We start from the raw sequence: 15,742 nt of genomic DNA, 5'->3' as shown, positions 1-15,742 counted from the left end.
TCAGGCCCCGGCTGCGCTAGACTTTCCTCGTCCGATCATTGATTCGAAGCCGTATGACCATCCACACCCCGACGCCCGAAGGCGGCCGCATCGTCGAAGAACCGATGGGCGATGCGCTGTCGCGCCGCTATCTGGCCTACGCACTGTCGACCATCACCAACCGCGCGCTGCCCGACGTGCGTGACGGCTTCAAGCCGGTGCACCGGCGCATCATGTACGCCATGCATCAGATGCGCCTGAACCCGCAGGCGGCGGCGCGCAAATGCGCCAAGGTCGTCGGCGAGGTGATGGGCGGCTATCACCCGCACGGCGACGCCTCCATCTATGAGGCGTTGGTTCGTCTGGCCCAGGATTTCGCCCAGCGCTATCCGCTGGTCGACGGGCAGGGGAACTTCGGCAACATCGACGGCGATAGCGCAGCGGCCATGCGCTATACCGAGTGCAAGCTGACGCCCGCCGCCGTCCTGCTGCTAGACGGCATCGATCAGGACGCGGTCGACTTCCGTCCCACCTATGACGATCAGGACGAGGAGCCGGTGGTCCTGCCGGCGGGCTTCCCCAATCTTCTGGCCAACGGGTCGTCGGGCATCGCCGTGGGCATGGCGACCTCGATCCCGCCGCACAACGTCGGTGAATTGATCGACGCCTGCCAACTGCTGCTGGAGCAGCCGGACGCCACGACCGAAGATCTGGTCAAGATCGTGCCGGGGCCGGACTTCCCCACGGGCGGCGTCTCGGTCGAGGGCCATGCGTCCATGCTGGACGCCTATGAGACGGGCCGGGGCGGGGTGCGGCTGCGCGCGGCCTGGGACACCGAGGATCTGGGCCGGGGCGTCTGGCGCATCGTCGTCACCGAGATTCCCTATCAGGTGCAGAAGTCCAAGCTGATCGAACAGCTGGCCGACCTGATCGAGAACAAGAAGGCGCCGCTGCTGGCCGACGTCCGCGATGAGTCGGCCGAGGACATCCGCCTGATCCTGGAGCCCAAGTCCCGGACAGTAGAGCCTGAAGTCCTTATGGAAAGCCTGTTCAAGCTTTCCGATCTTGAGACGCGCTTCCCCATCAACATGAACGTGCTGGACGCCACAGGCACGCCGCGCGTCATGGGGCTGAAGGACTGCCTGCGGGCCTTCCTCGACCACCGCCGCGTGGTGCTGAACCGCCGCAGCCAGTGGCGCATCGCCCGCGTCGAGAAGCGCCTGCACCTGTTGGAAGGCCTGCGCATCGTCTTCCTGAACCTGGACGAGGTCATCCGCATCGTCCGCGAGGAAGAACAGCCCAAGGCGGCCCTGATCACGACCTTCGGACTGAGCGAACTTCAGGCCGACTTCATTCTCGACACCCGCCTGCGCCAGCTGGCCCGTCTCGAAGAGATGACGATTGAGAAGGAATTCAAGGAGCTGTCGGAAGAACTTGCAGCATTGCAGGCGTTGACGTCTTCGGAGGCCAAGCAGTGGAAGGCCATCGGCAAGGAGCTGGAGGCCGTGCGCAAGGCCCTGGTCTCGCCGCGCCGGACCGTGATCGGCGACGCGGTCGACGCCTCGGCCTTCGTCGCGCCGGAAGCCTTCATTCCGCGTGAGGCGATCACCGTCATCCTGTCGGATCGCGGCTGGATCCGCGCCGCCAAGGGCAAGGTCGACGACCCCTCCGAGTTGAAGTTCAAGGAAGGCGACAAGCTGGGCTTCCTGGTCCCCGCCTATACGACGGACAAGCTGCTGATCGGCGCCTCGGACGGCCGCATCTTCACCATCGGCGCCGACAAGTTGGCCTCCGGGCGCGGGCATGGCGAGCCGTTGCGCCTGATGATCGACCTCGACGAGAAGGCTGAGATCATCAATGTCGTGGCGCACGAACCCGATGCGAAGCTGCTGATCGCGTCCAGGGCCGGCTATGGCTTCGTCGCGCCCGAGAACGACCTTCTGGCCCAGAAGCGCGGCGGCAAGCAGGTGCTGAACGGCGAGATGCTGGCCATGTTGCGCGTGCCCAGCCAGCCGCAGGGCGACCACGTCGCCGTCATCGGCGAGAACATCAAGACGCTGATCTTCCCCCTGGCCGAGTTGCCCGAAATGGGCCGGGGCAAGGGCGTGAAGCTGCAGAACTACAAGCAAGGCGGTCTGGCCGATGTGACGGTGTTCAACGCCGAGGCGGGGCCGGAATGGGCTGACGGCGGCGGTCGTCGCCGCAACTGGCCGGACTGGAAGGACTGGCTGGGCAAGCGCGCCGGGGCCGGTCGCCAAGGCCCGCGCGGTCTGCGCAAGTTCCGCTGAGTTCAACCCTCTCCCGGCGGGAGAGGGAAGGGTGACGCCGAATTCACTGGTTGCCGGGCCTTCCGCCCCCCATATTCCGCCTGAAATGCTGGAGGAGGCTCAATGATCACCTGGATCATCATCGGCGTCATCGTCGTCATTCTGCTGTTCGTCGTGGTCGGCGCCTACAACCGGCTGGTGAAGCTGGATCAGACGGCGAACCAGTCGTTCGCCGACATCGACGTCCAGCTGAAGCAGCGCCAGGATCTGATCCCCAACCTGGTCGAGACGGTGAAGGGCTACGCCACGCACGAGCGCGGCACCCTGGACGCCGTGACCCAGGCGCGCGCCGCCGCTGCGGGCGCTCGCACGGTGGATGAGAAGGTGCAGGCCGAGAACATGCTGACCGCGACCCTGGGCCGCCTGTTCGCCGTGTCCGAGGCCTATCCGGACCTGAAGGCCAACGCCAACTTCCAGCAGCTGCAGATGGATCTGTCGGACATCGAGAACAAGCTGGCCGCCGCGCGCCGCTTCTTCAACAACGCGGTCAGCGAGTTCAACGCCGTGCGCCGCCAGTTCCCGACCGTCCTGTTCGCCGGGATGTTCGGCTTCGGCGCGGACAAGCCTTTCTTCGATGTGGGCGAGGGCGAACGCGCCGCCCTGAACGCCGCCCCGCCGACGGTGAAGTTCTAAGCCCCAATGGCGGTTTTCGGTCAGGCCGTCGGCCTCAAGACCCACATCTGGCGGAACAATACCCGGTCAGCGATCCTGCTGGCCGGGTTCCCGGTGCTGTTGGTCGGCATATTGTTCGGCGTCCAGGTGCTGATGATGGGCTTCGGCCTGCTGCCCAACTCGGGCGGCGACCTGGGGCAGGATCTGGCGCTGGCGGCGTCCATGCTGGGCTGGACCGTGCCCTTCGCCGCCATCGCGGCGGCGATCTGGTTCGTCATCGCCTATTTCGGCAATCAGATGATGATCGACGTCATGACCGGAGCGCGAAAGGTCGAGCGCCGGGTCGAGCCGGACCTCTATAATTTGCTGGAGAACCTGGCGATCTCGCGCGGGATGAAGACGCCCGCCCTGCGCATCATCGAAAGCCCGTCGCTGAACGCCTATGCGTCCGGCCTGCATGAGGGCAACTACAGCGTCACCGTCACTCGCGGCCTGATGCAGACCCTGAACCACGACGAGATGGAGTGCGTCCTGGCGCATGAGCTGACCCACGTCATCAACAAGGACGTGCGGACCATGGTGATCGCCTCTATCTTCGCAGGGATCATCAGCGTGGTGGCCGAACTGGTGTTCCGCAGCCTGTTCTATGTGCGCGGCGGCCGCGGCGGGAACAACAAGAACGCCATGCCGCTGATCCTGATCGGACTGGCCATCGGCGTGATCGGCTTCGGCCTGGCCGCCGTCATCCGCATGACCCTGTCGCGGACGCGGGAATATGTGGCCGACGCGGGGGCGGTGGAGCTGACCAAGAATCCGGACGCCATGATCTCGGTCCTGCGCAAGGTGTCGGGCCAGTCGAAGCTCGAGGCGCCGGACGAACTGCGCGGCATGTTTCTGGACAATACGGCGGAGAAGACGGGGTTCTCGGGCCTGTTCGCCACCCATCCGCCGATCGAGAAAAGGATCGCGGCGCTGGTGCAGTTCGCCGGCGGTCGGGACGACGGCCCGTGGGGTGAGGCGCGTACGGCCGTGCCGACGACCTAATTCCCTTCGTCCTTCTCCCCTTGCGGGAGAAGGTGGCCCGTCAGGGCCGGATGAGGGGTCTCTCCGAAATCTGAAGAGGGGCGGCTCTGGCCAAGGTCCAGCAACCCCATCCGTCAGGCTTCGCCTGCCACCTTCTCCCGCAAGGGGAGAAGGGTTTAGAGACGTTCCCAGCCCCATGGCCGCAGGGCCTCCAGCGGGCGGAACTCGGCCTTGTAGTCCATCTTGGGCGAGCCCTGGACCCAGTAGCCGAGGTAGACATAGGGCAGGCCCACCGTTTCGACCTGATGCAGGTGGTCCAGAATGGCGAAGCGGCCCAGGCTGCGACGCTCCAGATCGGGGTCGAAGAAGCTGTAGACCATCGACAGGCCGTCATGCAGCAGGTCGGTCAGGCAAACGCCGACCAGACGGCCGGGGCCGTCGTCCTCGCTGGGCAGGCGGTATTCGATCAGATGGGTGCGGACGGCCGTGTCCTCGACCATCGACACATAGTCGAGCCAGCCCATGTCGGTCATGCCGCCGCCGGGATGGCGGGCGGCCAGATAGCGGCGCAGAAGGTCGAACTGCTCCATCGTCGCCTCGGCCTCGACCAGATCACGCGACAGGTCCGCATTGCGCGCCAGGATGCGGCGGCGCGAGCGCGAGAGTTCGAAATCCGCCACCGGAATCCGCACCGAGACGCAGGCGATGCAGGCCTCGCACGCCGGGCGGTAGGCGATGTTCTGGCTGCGGCGGAATCCTGCCTGAGTCAGGGCGTCGTTGACGTCGGCGCCGTCGCTGAACGGCAGGTTGGCGAAGACCTTGCGCTCGAACTGACCCGGTAGATAGGGGCAGGGCGCGCTGGCGGTCATGAAGAAGCGGAGCTGGCGCGAGAAGAAGTGCTGGGTCACGGCTGTCGCTCCGTGACGGCGTCAGCGCCCGCACAGTGGCTGGATGAATAGACGCGGCTCATGTCCTGATTTGGCGCGCAACCGGCCGTTTTCGCAAGTCTTCTTCGCGTCCTACAGGCTGGTGTCCGTGGGCAGGACCGGCGCTTCGCGCAGCAGGACGATGGCGATGCGGCGGTTTCCGGCCAGCGACGGGTCGTCGGGATACAGCGGGTCGGACCCCGCCTTGCCCGCGACGGAATAGACCCGGTCGCTGCTCACGCCCGCGCTCTGCAATGTCAGGCGCGAGGCGTCGGCGCGCGCCGAGGACAGGGGCCAGTCGCCGGGGCTGCTGGCGCGGCTGGAGCCGGCGACGGCGCTGGTGTGGCCGGTGATGGTGATGCGGTTGGGCAGTTGGTTGATCACCTTGGCCACGGCGCGCAGCAGCAGTTGGGCCCTCGGGTTGGGGCGCGAGGAGCCGTTCTCGAACATCGACCGGCCTTCCTGGTCGACCAACTGGATGCGCAGGCCTTCGGGCGTCTGGTCGATGATCAGCTGTTTCGACAGCTCGGCCAGTTCGGGCATGGACTGCATGGCCTGGCGCAGGGATTCGGCGGCGCTGGCGAAGTCGGCGGCCTCACGCCGGGCGATCTCGGCGCGCAGGGCGGCTTCGCTGGCCGAGGCCAGGTTGGAGTTCTGACCCGCTTCCTGCGGGGCGTCGGGGGCCTCGGGGGCCAGTTGTTCGATGACGGCGTTGGAGCCCGCGCCCTTGGCCCCTTCGGAATCGCCCAGCGACGTGCCGCCCAGGATGCCGCCGGAGCCCGAGGTCGAGGCCGAGACGTTGGCCGGGGCGAAATATTCGGCGATGCCGCGCTTCTGCTCCGGATCGGTCGTGTTGATCAGCCACATCAGCAGGAAGAAGGCCATCATGGCCGTGACGAAGTCGGCGTAGGCCACCTTCCACGCGCCGCCGTGGTGGCCGTGGCCGGACACCTTCTTCACCTTCTTGATCAGGATCGGGCGATCGTTCAGCGCCATGGGGCGGGTCCGTCTTAACCGTGTTCGTTCGCCCTAAATCCCATGCGGGGCTTAAGAAGCGGTTGCGGTGAGATGCGACGGCGCGCCGCGCCCTTGCCGATGCGGGCTTCACGGCCTAGCTGAGGGCCATGTCCGACGCGTCCGCTTCCCCTGCCGCCGATTTCGACCCTCGCGCCTATCGCCGGGCGCTGGGCGGGTTTGCGACCGGGGTGTGCGTGGTGACGGCCCATACGGTCGACGGTCCGCTGGGAATCACGGTGAACAGCTTCACCTCAGTGTCGCTGGATCCGCCGCTGGTGCTGTGGTGCATGGACGTCAAGTCCGACCGCCACGACGCCTTCGCCGGGGCGGATCGCTTCGCCGTCCATATGCTGCCGGTCGAGGATCAGGCCATGTCCGATCGCTTCGCCTGGGGCGTTTGCCGGCTGTCGGATGATGAGTTCGCGGTCGATGATCCCGAACCGCCGCGCCTTCTGAACGCGGTGACGCGCCTGACCTGCCGGACGCACGACCGCATCGTCATGGGCGATCACTTGGTCATCGTCGGCCGGGTCGAGGCGTTCGACACCCGGCCGGGCGATGCGCTGACCTATTTCCGGGGGAAGTACGGCAAGGCCGCCGATCCGACGGCCTGATCCTTCTCCCTTTGTGGGAGAAGGTGGGCCTGAAGGGCTCGGATGAGGGGTCTCTCCGAAATCTGAAATGAAAGGGGGCTGGCGTCGGCCGATGTCCAGCAACCCCTCATCCGTATCGCTACGCGAGCCACCTTCTCCCACAAGGGGAGAAGGGCAAGATCAGCCCATCATCCGCGCGGCTTGCGGCGCGAAGTAGCTGATGACGCCGGACGCGCCCGCGCGCTTGAAGGCGTGCAGGCTTTCCAGGATGGCGCGGTCTGGGTCCAGCCAGCCGTTGGCGAAGGCGGCCTGCATCATCGCGTACTCGCCCGACACCTGATAGGCGAAGGTCGGCGCCTTGAACGTCTGCGACACCAGCCGGACGATATCCAGATAGGGCAGGCCCGGCTTGACGATCAGGGCGTCGGCGCCTTCCGACAGATCCATCGCCACCTCGCGCAGGGCCTCCTCGGCGTTGGCGAAGTCCATCTGATAGGTCTTCTTGTCGCCGGTCAGCGATTTCGAGGAACCCACCGCGTCGCGATAGGGGCCGTAGAAGGCCGAGGCGTATTTGGCCGCATAGCTGATGATCAGCGTGTCGCTCAGGCCGTTGGCCTCCAGCGCTTCGCGGATGGCCTGGACGCGGCCGTCCATCATGTCGGAGGGGGCCACGGCGTCGGCGCCCGCGTGGGCGTGGATGAAGGCCTGTTCGGCCAGCCGCTCCAGCGTCGGATCGTTGACGATGCGGCCGTCTTCCAGAACGCCGTCGTGGCCGTGGTCGGTGTAGCAGTCGAGCGCCACATCGGTCATGACGCCGATCTCGGGCGCGGCGTCCTTGATGGCCCGGATGCAGTCGGGGATCAGGCCGTCCGGATCGGTGGCGGCCGTGGCGACATTATCCTTCAGCCCGTCGTTCACATTGGGGAACAGGGCCACCATCGGAATGCCCAGATCGCGCGCCTCGACGGCGGCCTTGGCGGCCTCCTTGGGCGACAGGCGAAAGACGCCGGGCATGGAGGCGACCGGCTGGCGGTCCTCGTCGCCGTCGTGGACGATCAGCGGCCAGATCAGGTCGGCCGGCGTCAGGGTCGTCTCGGCGACCAGACGGCGCACCCACGGCTGCGAACGCAGGCGACGCGGGCGGGCGTAGGGGAAGGCGGCGGGCTGGAAGGGCATGGTCATGCGCGCGGCTTAAAACAAAGCGCGGGGAGAGGCAAAAGGCGAACTGTCCACCTATGCTTATCCCTCGGCGGGGACGGGGTGACGCGCGCACCGCCAGCCGTTAGAAGCGCCTCGAACGCCCCGTCAGAGGGCAGGCTGTAATCCGGGAGCTTTCATGGACTTCGCCCTCACCGACGATCAACGCGCCATTCAGGACGCGGCCCGCGCCTTCGCCGAGGCCGAACTGGCCCCGCATTCGGCCCGCTGGGATGAGGACAAGCACTTCCCGGTCGACGTGCTGAAGGCCGCCGCCGAGATGGGCTTCGCCGGCATCTATACGGGCGAGGAGCACGGCGGCATGGGCCTGGGCCGGGTCGAGGCGGCGGTGATCTTTGAAGAGCTGTCGCGCGGCGATGTGGCGACGGCGGCCTTCATCTCGATCCACAACATGGCGACGTGGATGATCGATACGTTCGGCTCGGACGAGCTGCGGGCGCGCTTCGTGCCGTCGCTGGTCGGGATGGAGAAGATCGCCAGCTACTGCCTGACCGAGCCGGGCTCGGGCTCGGACGCGGCGGCGCTGCGGACGACGGCGGTGCGCGACGGCGACCACTATGTGCTGAACGGCGCCAAGGCCTTCATTTCCGGCGCCGGAACGTCGGACGTCTATGTCGTCATGGTCCGCACGGGCGGCGAGGGGCCGAAGGGCATCTCGACCATCGTGGTCGAAGCGGGGACGCCTGGCCTGTCCTTCGGCGCCAATGAGAAGAAGATGGGTTGGAACGCCCAGCCGACCGCCGTGGTCAGCTTCGACGACTGCCGGGTGCCGGTCGCCAATCTGGTGGGAGAGGAAGGCGCGGGCTTCAAATACGCCATGGCCGGTCTGGACGGCGGGCGCCTGAACATCGCCGCCTGCTCACTGGGCGGTGCGCGTCTGGCGCTGGAGACGGCCCAGGAATACGTCGCTGGCCGCAAGCAGTTCGGCCAGGCCATCGGCCAGTTCCAGAACACCCAGTTCGAGCTGGCGGACATGGCGACGGACCTTGAGGCCGCCCGCCTGATGGTGCTTCGCGGCGCCTGGGCCATCGACACCGGCCACGCGGAAAAGACCAAATGGTGCGCCATGGCCAAGCGCCTGACGACCGACGCCTGCTTCCAGATCGCCGATCAGGCGTTGCAACTGCACGGCGGCTACGGCTATCTGAAGGACTACCCGCTGGAGCGGATCGTGCGCGACCTGCGCGTTCATCGGATCCTGGAAGGCACGAACGAGATCATGCGCGTTATCGTGGCGCGCGAGCTGGCGCGCTAGGCGTCAGCCGCAGCGTTTCGCCAGGTTCACCAGCGCGGCGGATTGGCCTAGATACCACGGCTCGTCCGCCTCGTTCGGGGCGTCCAGATCGACGTTGCGCGCCTGTTTTAACGCAGCCTTGCCTTCGGGCGACAGGGTGTAGACTTGGCGGTCCATGTCATCGACCGAGGGCGCCAGCCGGTAATCGGCGCCGTCGACCGTCAGGGCCAGTGCGCGGGCGGCGGGGGCGGGCGATCCCGGAAAATCATAGAAATACTGGAATGTGACCTGGCCGCCTGCGCAGTGCGCGCGGGTGATGACGTTGGTGAAGTTCCAGTTCAGGAAGCTGGCCACCGGCCCTTCGCCCGATACGTCGTGCGTCACCCACTGCGCGCTTCTTTCATCGGCTGGAGCGGCGGTTAGGGTCAGGGCGGCGGTCATCGCGGCGATGAGCATAGGGCAGGTCTTTCGTGAACTAGACGGAGCCATACCAACGCTGCATCGCATCGAATGCAAGACGGCTCTTCGGCTTTACCCGCGACGGCGCCGGCTCTAGACCCAAGGCATGAGCACTGAATCCGAAGTCATCACCCGCATCGAAAATGGTGTCGGCCGCATCACCCTGAACCGGCCCAAGGCGATCCACGCCCTGAACCGGGCCATGTGCGAGGCGATGATCGAGGCGCTGCTGGCCTGGCGCGCGGACGATGCGGTTCAGTCGGTGCTGATCGACCATGCGGGCGAGCGCGGCTTCTGCGCGGGCGGCGACATCCGCATGATCGCCGAGAGCGGGGCAGGGGACGCCTCCGAGGCCAAGGCCTTCTTCAAGGCCGAGTATCAGCTGAACCATCTGATGTTCGTCTATCCCAAGCCGATCACGGCGGTGGTGGACGGCATCGTCATGGGCGGCGGCGTGGGCATCAGCGAGCCCGCCGACGTCCGCATCGCCACCGAGCGCACCACCTACGCCATGCCCGAGACCGGCATCGGCCTGTTCCCCGACGTGGGCGGCGGCTGGTTCCTGCCGCGCCTGCCGGGGCAGACGGGCGTGTGGCTGGCCCTGACCGGCGCGCGGCTGAAGGCGGCGGATACGGTGGCGCTGGGAATCCACACCCACTTCGTCGCGTCGGAGGCTGTCGAGGCGCTGAAGGCCGATCTGCTGGCCGCGCCTGCCGATCCGAAGACGGTCGCTGACTGCGCCGCCGGGGACGCCGGGCCGTCGCCTTTGGCCCCGCACCGCGAGGCCATCGACCGCCTGTTCGCCTTCGACACGGTGGAAGAGATCGTCGCCGCCCTTGCGGCCGACGGTTCGGACTGGGCGCAGAACCAGCTCGACATCCTGAAGACCAAGTCGCCGCAGTCGCTGAAGGTGTCGCTGCGCCAGATCCGCACCGGGGCGACGCTGACCGACTTCGCCGACAACATGGCGATGGAATACGCCCTGGGCGGGCGCGTGGTTCAGACGCATGACTTCCAGGAAGGCGTGCGCGCGGTCATCATCGACAAGGACAACGCCCCTCAATGGTCGCCGGCCGAGCTTTCTTCGGTTTCGGACGCCCAGATCGAGGCCCTGTTCGCACCCTTGCCCGCCAATGAGGCATGGAAACCGCTGACCGGCTGATTTCGCGCAAGCTTCATTGTTCCGGACGGGGGAAAAGCCTATCTTGCCGGCATGAGTAAGCGCTGGACCCCCGAATCCTGGAGAAACAAGCCCGTCCTGCACATGCCGACGGACTATCCGGACGCCGCCGAGCTGGCGCGCGTCGAAGACGAGCTGCGCGCGATGCCGCCCCTCGTCTTTGCGGGCGAGGCGCGCAAGCTTACCGATCACCTTGCCCAGGTTGAAGCGGGGAACGCCTTCCTGTTGCAGGGCGGCGATTGCGCCGAGAGCTTCAAGGAGTTCTCGACCGACAACATCCGCGACACCTTCCGCCTGATCCTGCAGATGGCGGTGGTGCTGACCTTCGCCGGCCGCAAGCCGGTGGTGAAGGTCGGCCGCATCGCCGGTCAGTTCGCCAAGCCGCGCTCGTCTCCGGTCGAGGAGATCGGCGGGGTCGAGCTGCCGTCTTATCGCGGCGACATCATCAACGGCATGGGCTTCACGCCGGAAGAGCGGATGCCTGATCCGCAGCGCCTGATCCGCGCCTATAACCAGTCGGCCTCGACGCTGAACCTGCTGCGCGCCTTCGCGGGCGGTGGATACGCTGACCTCTACAACATCCACCGCTGGACGCTGGGCTTCGCCGACGACGGCGCGGGCGCGGCCTACCGCGAGCTGGCCGACAAGATCACCGAGGCCTTGGCCTTCATGGAGGCGGTCGGCGTCACGCCCGAGACGCATCCCGACCTGTCGCGCGTCGAGGTCTTCACCAGCCACGAAGCCCTGCTGCTGAACGTCGAGAGCGCCCTGACGCGCCTGGACGGTTCGACCGGCGAATGGTTCGACACCTCGGCCCACATGCTGTGGATCGGCGAGCGCACGCGGCAGCTGGACGGCGCCCACATCGAGTTCATGCGCGGCATCTCCAACCCCATCGGGGTCAAGTGCGGGCCGACCATGACGGCGGACGATTTGCTGCCGCTGATCGACGCCCTGAACCCGAACAACATTCCGGGCCGCCTGACGCTGATCGGCCGCTTCGGCCACGACAAGGTGGGCGACCGCCTGCCGGGTCTGATGCGGGCGGTGAAGGCGGCGGGCAAGCGCGTCATCTGGTCGATCGACCCGATGCACGGCAATACGCTGAAGGCCGGCAACGGCTACAAGACCCGGCCCTTCGACCGCGTCATGGGCGAGGTCCGCACCTTCATCGACGTGGCGGAGGCCGAGGGCGTCCACCCCGGCGGCGTCCACCTGGAGATGACCGGCCAGAACGTCACCGAATGCATCGGCGGCGCCCAGGCGGTCACGGAAGACGACCTGTCGAGCCGTTACCACACCCACTGCGATCCGCGCCTCAACGCGGATCAGGCGCTGGAGCTGGCCTTCCTGGTCGCCGAGCGCCTCAAGGCCGGGCGGCAGGCCCGGTCCGAGGCCGCATGACGGCAGAAGACGAAACGCCCGGCCGCGTCGCCTATCAGGGCGCGCCGGGCGCCTTCAGCCATGAGGCTTGCCTCGACCTGCGCCCGTGGGACGAGGCGGTCGGCTTTGAGACCTTCCAGGGCGCGATCGACGCCGTCCTGAGCGGCGACTGCCATTGCGCTCTGATCCCGGTCGAGAACTCGACCGTGGGCGTGGTCGAGCCCGCCGCTACGCTTGTGAAAGAGGCGGGACTGGTCGCGGTCAGCGACGCCTGGCGGCCGATCCGTCTGGCCCTGCTGGGCGCGCCCGAGACGCGCCTGTCGGACGTGAAGACGGCCGAGAGCCATCCAGTCGCCCTGCAGCAGTGCTCCAAGGCCCTGAACGAGATGAAGATCGCGGCGGTCGAGGCGTTCGACACCGGGGGCGCAGCCGCCGCCGTGGCCGAGGCGGACGACGTGACGCGCGCCGCCGTGGCGCCGGCTCGTGCCGCCGAGGTCTATGGCTTGGTGGTTCTGCGCAACGATTTGCAGGATTTCAGCGACAACCGGACGCGTTTTGTCCTGTTCACGGCCCCTCAGGCTTGACCGCGCATAAAGTTTGCGGCTTTAAGGTCTGGTCGGATCGACCTTGATCCAGAAACCGGACCGGATTCATGTCCTCGCTGCGCGCACAAATGACCGTTGAAACCACCACGCGCGCGGTGGCCGGCTTCTATTTTGGCTACGGCTATTACGGCTTTCGATACGCCGGCTGAGGCGTCGGGCTTCTAACCAACCCTGACTGTCTCACTGGCGACCGCTTCTCCCCAAGCGGCCATACCGCGCGTCCCTGCCTGATCTCTATCGGCGGACGCGGATTCCCTATCGAAAATCCCATGCCGAAAGCCATCTCCCATGTCGCAATCCGCCATCCAGCAAATCTGGCCCGCTGAAACCGTTGAATTGAGCGCCGAACAGAAGGCGCTGGCCGCCCTGCGCGCCGAAATCGACAGCCTGGACGATCAGATCCTTGAACTGTTCGAGCGCCGCCTGGCCGTCGCCGCCCAGGTGGGCAAGGCCAAGGACGCCCCCATCGGCCCCCACACCAAGCTGCGCCCCGACCGCGAACAGGCCGTCCAGGCGCGCCTGCTGAAGCAGTGCGATCCTGAGAACCGCGAGGCGGTCGAGCATCTGTGGCGCGAGATCGTCGGCTGGGGCCTGGCGCGCCAAGGCCGTCTGCAGGTCCAGGTCTGGGCCCCCATCGACCCGGCCAAGGCTGTGGACGGCGCGCGCCTGCGTTTCGGCGCCGCCGCCGACATCAAGCTGGTCCTCGACCCGCAGGCCGCTCTGGCCCATGCGGCCGAGGGCAAGGGCGTGGCTGTCCTGTCGATCAGCGGCGACGATCCCTGGTGGATCGGCCTGCGCCGCGAATGGTCGATGCTGAGCGTGTTCGACGGTTATGGCGGCGAGACGCCGACGTCTCTGGCCGTGGGCAAGATCGATCCGCCGGCACTGCCGAAGGGCCGCCGTGTCGTGGTTACGGCGGGCGGCGATGCGGGCGACGGCTCAGGCGCGCGGCGCTGGGGCCTGAACACCCACCACGGCTGGACCCTGGCCCTGACCGACGCCGACGTGGCGCCGGGCGATATCGAGGGCGGCGTCGGCGCCATCGGCTGACCGCAGGCCGTTAACTCCGTCTCAAAGCAGGGCGGGCGAGGGTGGCTGCATGGCCCGTCCCGTCCTGCACAGACTGAGCATCGTCGCCGCCCTTTCGGCGGCTGCGCCGACGCTTGCGGGCTGTGGCGTGAACGAGGGCGACCCGCACCGTTTTGAGGCGATGGCGCAATCGGTGGCCGCTATTCCCGTTTTTTCCGGAGATGAATCCGCTGCGCCTGCCACCGCGCCGCAACGGGCGGATCGGAAGGCTTCTCCGCTGAAGGTCGAACTGCTGACCCCGCATGAGCTGTGGGATGTCCGCGACGGGGGCAGGGCGCGTGTCACGCTGGCCGCCGCCCCTGCGCCCCATCCCGATCCGGAGGCGCCGCCGCCGGCGACCGCGCCTGCTCGTTCGGCCTCTTTACGTCATGTCCAGCTGGGCGCCTTTTCCAGCGAGGACAGCGCCCGCGCGGCATGGTCGCGCCTGAATCAGGGTGCGGGCGCAGCCGTGCTGTCGGGGCTTCATCCCGCCTATGAGGCCGTCGAGGTCGCCGGACGTCGACTGGTTCGTCTGAAGGTCGCCGCCTCCGCCGAACAGGCGCAGGCCCTGTGCCGTGATCTGGCGGCTTCGGACCCGTGGTGCGCCCGATCCGGCGCTGGCTCGGCCTGATCGTCCACAGGCTCAGCTTAAGGTTTCGTTGACGATTGCCCCTCGGAGGCTGATCTTGCGGCCCATGGGCGGGCGGCGGACGAAGATGAGTCGCGCCTGCTGATCACATTGGGATTTCACATGGCGCAGCCTCAGGTCATCGTCATCGGCAATGAAAAGGGCGGGGCGGGCAAGTCCACCCTGGCCATTCACATCGTCACAGGCCTTCTGCACGCCGGACGCAAGGTCGCCATCATCGACCTGGATCTGCGCCAGCGGTCGATGGAGCGGTTCTTCGCCAACCGCGCCGCCTGGACCAAGGCCAACGGCCATGATCTGCCGCAGCCGATCGTGCCGGACATGGGCGACGGCAAGGCCCTGTACAAGGCCGATGAGGCCGAGCAATTGGCCCGTTTCGAGGCCGCCTACGCCGAGGCGAAAGGCGTCGCGGACGTCATCGTCATCGACACCCCGGGCGGGGACACGGCCCTGTCGCGCGCCGCGCACGGCCGCGCCGATCAGATCGTCACCCCGATGAACGACAGCTTCGTCGACTTCGACCTGCTGGGCGAGGTCGACCCTGTGACCTTGGATCTGGTCAAGCCCTCCATCTATTCCGAAAGCGTCTGGGAGGCGCGCAAGCACCGCGCCATCACCGAGGGCCGTCAGGTGACGATCGACTGGATCGTCGTCACCAACCGTCTGGCCGTGGCCGAGGCCCGCAACCGTCGCCGTCTGGCCTCTCGCATGGCCAAGCTGGCCAAGCGGGTCGGTTTCCGCGTCGGGCCGGGTCTGCGCGACCGGGTCATCTATCGCGAGCTCTTCCCCTTCGGCCTGACCGTGGCGGACCTGTCGAACGACATCCGCCCCGTGTCGGTGTCTCTGGCCCACGTCGCCGCGCGTCAAGAGATGCGCAATCTGATGCAGGCCCTGGGTTTGGACGACGCCATCGCCGCCATGGACGCGGCGGCTTGATCGTTTCATGGGGCTGATCTGGCTGGGTCTGGCCGCCGTGGCCCTGTGGGCCATGGTGCGGCTGGGCCGTCAGACCGAGCGCGCTCGGCGGGGCTATTGGCGCATCTCTGCGACCATATTGAGCGCCGCCTTGCTGGCTGGAGCTGTGATTGCGGCGGCGCGTGGCGCGTGGCTGATCGCGGGCGGCATGGCGTCTGCGGGCGTCTGGCTGGCCGTGCAGTCGCGCATCCGGCCTGTTGCGGGCAAGGCGACCCAACCCGCCGAGCCTATGAGCAAGGCCGAGGCGCGCGCCATTCTGGGCGTGGCCGCCGATGCGGACGCTCAGACGATCCACGCCGCCTGGCGCCGCCTGATGGCCCGCGCGCACCCGGATCAGGGCGGCACCGAGGGCCTAGCCGCCCGCGTCAACGCCGCGCGGGATCGGCTGCTGAAAGGGTAGGGCTCCTTCCTTCTCCAATGAGGGGAGAAGGAAGCGGATTGGGTATTTTAATACCGCATTTAAAATATTTAACAAAATCAATCTAATGTGCCGA

Annotated in this window: 16 protein-coding genes; 12 read left to right on the top strand and 4 right to left on the bottom strand. The window is 67.1% G+C overall.

Annotated features, from left to right (window positions below):
* Window positions 1–53 precede the first annotated feature (53 nt).
* From parC to B3D50_RS09935, 3 genes are all read left to right on the top strand, one after another.
* Complete coding sequence (parC, locus tag B3D50_RS09945; protein WP_286951013.1) at window positions 54–2,267, top strand: DNA topoisomerase IV subunit A; 2,214 nt, start codon at window positions 54–56, stop codon at window positions 2,265–2,267.
* A 102-nt stretch (window positions 2,268–2,369) separates the two neighbouring features.
* Entirely contained in the window at window positions 2,370–2,939 is a 570-nt protein-coding gene (locus B3D50_RS09940) for a LemA family protein (RefSeq protein WP_046654201.1), read from the top strand.
* A 6-nt stretch (window positions 2,940–2,945) separates the two neighbouring features.
* Window positions 2,946–3,962: a M48 family metallopeptidase gene (locus B3D50_RS09935; RefSeq protein ID WP_286951012.1), complete on the top strand. Its 1,017-nt coding sequence runs from the start codon at window positions 2,946–2,948 to the stop codon at window positions 3,960–3,962.
* Between the two features lie 155 nt (window positions 3,963–4,117).
* Here B3D50_RS09935 and B3D50_RS09930 read toward each other — a convergent pair whose 3' ends face one another.
* A complete protein-coding gene (locus B3D50_RS09930; protein ID WP_286951011.1) occupies window positions 4,118–4,849 on the bottom strand; it encodes an arginyltransferase in 732 nt (243 codons plus the stop codon).
* A 111-nt stretch (window positions 4,850–4,960) separates the two neighbouring features.
* The gene (locus B3D50_RS09925) at window positions 4,961–5,863 is read right to left on the bottom strand and encodes a flagellar motor protein MotB (protein WP_076222691.1); all 903 of its coding nucleotides are present in this window, start codon (window positions 5,861–5,863) and stop codon (window positions 4,961–4,963) included.
* Window positions 5,864–5,991: 128 nt separating this feature from the next.
* Here B3D50_RS09925 and B3D50_RS09920 point away from each other — a divergent pair, with 128 nt between their 5' ends.
* Entirely contained in the window at window positions 5,992–6,498 is a 507-nt protein-coding gene (locus tag B3D50_RS09920) for a flavin reductase family protein (protein ID WP_003165358.1), read from the top strand.
* Between the two features lie 159 nt (window positions 6,499–6,657).
* On the opposite strand, the gene hemB is transcribed toward B3D50_RS09920, so the two are convergent.
* Entirely contained in the window at window positions 6,658–7,659 is a 1,002-nt protein-coding gene (hemB, locus tag B3D50_RS09915; RefSeq protein WP_286951010.1) for a porphobilinogen synthase, read from the bottom strand.
* Between the two features lie 154 nt (window positions 7,660–7,813).
* On the opposite strand from hemB, the gene B3D50_RS09910 reads away from it, so the two are divergent.
* Complete coding sequence (locus B3D50_RS09910) at window positions 7,814–8,950, top strand: isobutyryl-CoA dehydrogenase (RefSeq protein ID WP_286951009.1); 1,137 nt, start codon at window positions 7,814–7,816, stop codon at window positions 8,948–8,950.
* 3 nt (window positions 8,951–8,953) lie between these two features.
* On the opposite strand, the gene B3D50_RS09905 is transcribed toward B3D50_RS09910, so the two are convergent.
* Window positions 8,954–9,385: a hypothetical protein gene (locus B3D50_RS09905; RefSeq protein WP_286951008.1), complete on the bottom strand. Its 432-nt coding sequence runs from the start codon at window positions 9,383–9,385 to the stop codon at window positions 8,954–8,956.
* 109 nt (window positions 9,386–9,494) lie between these two features.
* Between B3D50_RS09905 and B3D50_RS09900 the strand changes: the two genes are divergently transcribed.
* From B3D50_RS09900 to B3D50_RS09870, 7 genes are all read left to right on the top strand, one after another.
* A complete protein-coding gene (locus B3D50_RS09900) occupies window positions 9,495–10,550 on the top strand; it encodes an enoyl-CoA hydratase/isomerase family protein (protein WP_286951007.1) in 1,056 nt (351 codons plus the stop codon).
* A 51-nt stretch (window positions 10,551–10,601) separates the two neighbouring features.
* A complete protein-coding gene (locus tag B3D50_RS09895; protein ID WP_269297748.1) occupies window positions 10,602–11,972 on the top strand; it encodes a class II 3-deoxy-7-phosphoheptulonate synthase in 1,371 nt (456 codons plus the stop codon).
* Complete coding sequence (locus tag B3D50_RS09890; RefSeq protein ID WP_286951005.1) at window positions 11,969–12,535, top strand: prephenate dehydratase domain-containing protein; 567 nt, start codon at window positions 11,969–11,971, stop codon at window positions 12,533–12,535. The genes B3D50_RS09895 and B3D50_RS09890 overlap by 4 nt, the downstream gene beginning before the upstream one ends.
* A gap of 309 nt (window positions 12,536–12,844) precedes the next feature.
* Complete coding sequence (locus tag B3D50_RS09885; RefSeq protein WP_286951004.1) at window positions 12,845–13,606, top strand: chorismate mutase; 762 nt, start codon at window positions 12,845–12,847, stop codon at window positions 13,604–13,606.
* A 49-nt stretch (window positions 13,607–13,655) separates the two neighbouring features.
* Window positions 13,656–14,255 carry an SPOR domain-containing protein gene (locus tag B3D50_RS09880; protein WP_286951003.1) on the top strand — a complete coding sequence of 200 codons (600 nt, stop codon included), beginning with the start codon at window positions 13,656–13,658 and terminating at the stop codon, window positions 14,253–14,255.
* 120 nt (window positions 14,256–14,375) lie between these two features.
* Entirely contained in the window at window positions 14,376–15,209 is an 834-nt protein-coding gene (locus B3D50_RS09875; protein WP_286951002.1) for a division plane positioning ATPase MipZ, read from the top strand.
* A gap of 7 nt (window positions 15,210–15,216) precedes the next feature.
* A complete protein-coding gene (locus tag B3D50_RS09870) occupies window positions 15,217–15,648 on the top strand; it encodes a molecular chaperone DnaJ (RefSeq protein ID WP_286951000.1) in 432 nt (143 codons plus the stop codon).
* Window positions 15,649–15,742: the final 94 nt, after the last annotated feature.

The organism is Brevundimonas sp. UBA7507 (assembly GCF_002478355.1).
GTDB classification, from domain to species: domain Bacteria; phylum Pseudomonadota; class Alphaproteobacteria; order Caulobacterales; family Caulobacteraceae; genus Brevundimonas; species Brevundimonas diminuta_D.
This window is presented reverse-complemented; position numbering and strand designations above follow the sequence as displayed.